Raw genomic sequence first — 709 nt, 5'->3', positions numbered from 1 at the left:
AGTGGATTAAAGAAGTGTCGAGCAAAGCGGTAAAACAAGCGATTATGAATGGAGATAAAGCTTTTAAGCGATTTTTTAAAGGTTTATCTCAGTTTCCACGATATAAAAAAAAGAATAAGCAAGATGTGAAGTGCTACTTCCCGAAAAACAACAAAACAGATTGGACAGTAGAAAGACATAGAGTAAAAGTCCCTACAATTGGTTGGATAAGGTTAAAAGAGTATGGATATATTTCAAAAAATACAACTGTAAAAAGTGGTACAGTATATCAAAGAGCAGGAAGATACTATGTGTCTATACTCTGTGAAGTGAAAGAGGTAAAACCAAATGCAACTCTCAATGCAGTAGGTCTAGTAATTGATTTGGGAATTAAAGATTTCGCTGTACGTAGCGATGGAAAAACTCACAAAAATATAAATAAAACAGTACAAGTAAAAAAGATAGAAAAACGGTTAAAACGTGAACAACGCTCTTTATCACGCAAATTTGAAAATCTAAAAAAGAGAGGTGAACAACCTGTTACTAACAAAAGAGCAAATATAGATAAAAATATTCTTAGGGTGCAAAAGTTATGTGCTCGATTAGCAAATATTCGACTAGAGTATGTAAAGTCTATTGTAAATGATGTGGTGAAAACCAAGCCAACGTTTATTACAGTAGAAGATTTGAATGTGAAAGGTATGATGAAGAACAAACATCTATCTAAAGC

At 32.6% G+C, this 709-nt stretch carries 1 protein-coding gene; it reads left to right on the top strand.

What is annotated here, in order from left to right:
* Positions 1–709: RNA-guided endonuclease InsQ/TnpB family protein (locus tag FOT98_RS28745; protein WP_260851146.1), on the top strand; the 709-nt coding region annotated here is incomplete at both ends.

Source organism: Bacillus sp. HY001, assembly GCF_007558965.1.
GTDB classification, from domain to species: Bacteria; Bacillota; Bacilli; order Bacillales; family Bacillaceae_G; genus Bacillus_A; species Bacillus_A mobilis.
The sequence above is the reverse complement of the archived record's forward strand: the minus strand, read 5'-3'. Positions and strand labels throughout refer to the sequence as shown.